At 35.7% G+C, this 2,115-nt stretch carries 2 protein-coding genes; both read right to left on the minus strand.

The window, feature by feature from the left end; all coding sequences use genetic code 11:
• Positions 1-325: 325 nt before the first annotated feature.
• Entirely contained in the window at positions 326-1,228 is a 903-nt protein-coding gene (locus tag V7659_RS18505; RefSeq protein ID WP_335541272.1) for a LysR family transcriptional regulator, read from the minus strand.
• Positions 1,229-1,687: 459 nt separating this feature from the next.
• The coding region (locus V7659_RS18510; RefSeq protein ID WP_335541273.1) for a nitroreductase family protein at positions 1,688-2,115 on the minus strand (428 nt) is incomplete at its 5' end.

A 2,115-nucleotide genomic window follows, 5' to 3' on the forward strand; every position in this document is an offset into this window, starting at 1 on the left:
CACCTCTATTGACCTGATACTGTTGATTGCACCAATTAAAAAACTGTAAATCTGGCAAATTTAGATATTTACTTGTTTTGAAGGAATTTTGTTTTTTTGTTTTTGAAAAGTGCCCCACAGAATTCATATTTTGTGTTTGCATATTTATCATCCTCCTTTTATATCCAACAATACACACTTGAATAGTCGGAATTAAAGCTTTGCTTTTCCCTGTTACACTGAGAAATGAATGCTTATTATTTTATTGAGATTAATCCTATCACCGAGAAGGTTGTAATGGCAATACATTAGCTGATAGAAAAATTTAATCTTTACATCAGAATATTTAATCAATCAACATAATACTTTTCTTATCAAATTCTTTAATGGATAAAAGAATATCATTCCAAAGCTTGGGGTACACAAAACCATTATTTAAGTGTGTCGCAAAAATATGCTGGTTTATTTGGAGAATATGAGAAACATCTATTTCAATCAGATCGCCTCGTTCAAGCTCTTCCTTAATGCATAGGTATGGTAAAAATCCTATGCCATTTTTGCTAAGAATAATAGATTTTGCTACTTCAAGATGGTCGACTAAAAATTCTATGCGAGGATTAACATTTGCCACTTCAAATAATTTATGGATCCGATTCCAGTTAAAAGCGCCGCATTCAAAAAATACCATGGGTTCAATGGCTAATTGCTGAACAGATACATTCTCTTGAAATTGAAATGAATGTCCAGGATAAACAACCAACCGGACAGAATTATTTAGAAGCTCATGTTTTTGAATTCCACGATGAGTAATATCCTTCATAAAGGCGATATCCACCTGCTTCTGAAGAAGTTTATCGAGCAATACTTCGTTTGGCGCTGAAAAAAATTTAAATCGCAATTGAGGGTTTGCTTTCTTCAAGAAAGGAAGGGCAAAAGGAATAAAGTATTGTGAAGTAATAGTATTAGCCCCAATAACAATTTCTTCAGGATTATCTTCCTTTTTCAATAGTTTCTTCCCTTGATGATAGGTAAATAAAATTTTCTCTGCGTATGGGATAAAAGCTTTTCCTTCCTCAGATAATCTCAAACTCCTTCCCTTACGTAAAAATAATTCGATTCCAAGATCACGTTCTAACGTTTTAATTCTCGCAGTAACGGTTGGCTGAGATAAATACAGAGCTTCAGCTGCTTTATGAATACTTTCCAAATGAACTACATACATAAAAGCTTCAAGATAATCAATATTCATTTTCCACCACAACTTTCCTGAATTAATATAAAGACGTATTTAACCATTGAAGTCAATAGACTCCGGGTTTGAGGGTACCTTTCAAGAAGCGTTTTTTCTACCTTAAGCAAATTCGCAGACTAATATAACATGATCAACATTTTTCTAATACAAAGGCTAACAAAAAAGGCTCCTGAACGTATAATACGTTCAGGAGCTTTTGGTCGACCAATGAGCTACTTTCCACTTTTTATCAATTTTCTAAAGTTTACTCCAATTAATCCAATAAGTAAAGTGTGAATTAAACGAAATCCAGACAATTGACGCTCTTCTTTTTTTAAAAACGAATGAACCAAGCTAACGCCATTTGTGCTAGACTTTGATAGCAAAACCTCAACACATAATAACCCCGTTCTAAGAAAGAACGGGGTAAAAATAAAGTTTTTTATTTTTGATTTTAAATACTTCGTTTCTTTTGTATTATTCCGATGGCAATTCGTTAAAATACGCTACATCCTCAATAGGAAGACGTGTAGTAGGATGTCCTGGTTTTGTTGCTTTCCCGATAGCAATGAGCATAACCGGCACAAACTGTTCGGAAATTCCGAAAGCTTCTACGAACTTCGCTTTATCGTACCCTCCCATCGGAACAGTGTCGTACCCTTTGGATCGAGCGACAAGCATGAGCTGCATCGAGATAAGGCCTCCATCCGTATATACGATTTGGCGAGCCACTTCAGGCGGCAAGTTTGAGTACATGCCAACTGTTCGTTCGATGAATGATGTAGCCGTATCAACCGGCATAAAGCCTGCTTCAACTGCCTGCCCATAAATTTTTTCGGCTTTCTTGTAGCTTTCCACATCACCAAGCACAGCAATAACGGCAGAGGCTTCGACTACTTGTTGTT

It is taken from the genome of Neobacillus drentensis, assembly GCF_036966985.1.
Classification (GTDB): Bacteria; Bacillota; Bacilli; order Bacillales; family Cytobacillaceae; genus Neobacillus; species Neobacillus drentensis_E.

What these genes read in the sequence shown, in the direction of transcription:
- V7659_RS18505 (WP_335541272.1), bottom strand. Translation starts at nt 1,228, where the DNA reads ATGAATATTGATTATCTTGAAGCTTTTATGTATGTAGTTCATTTGGAA.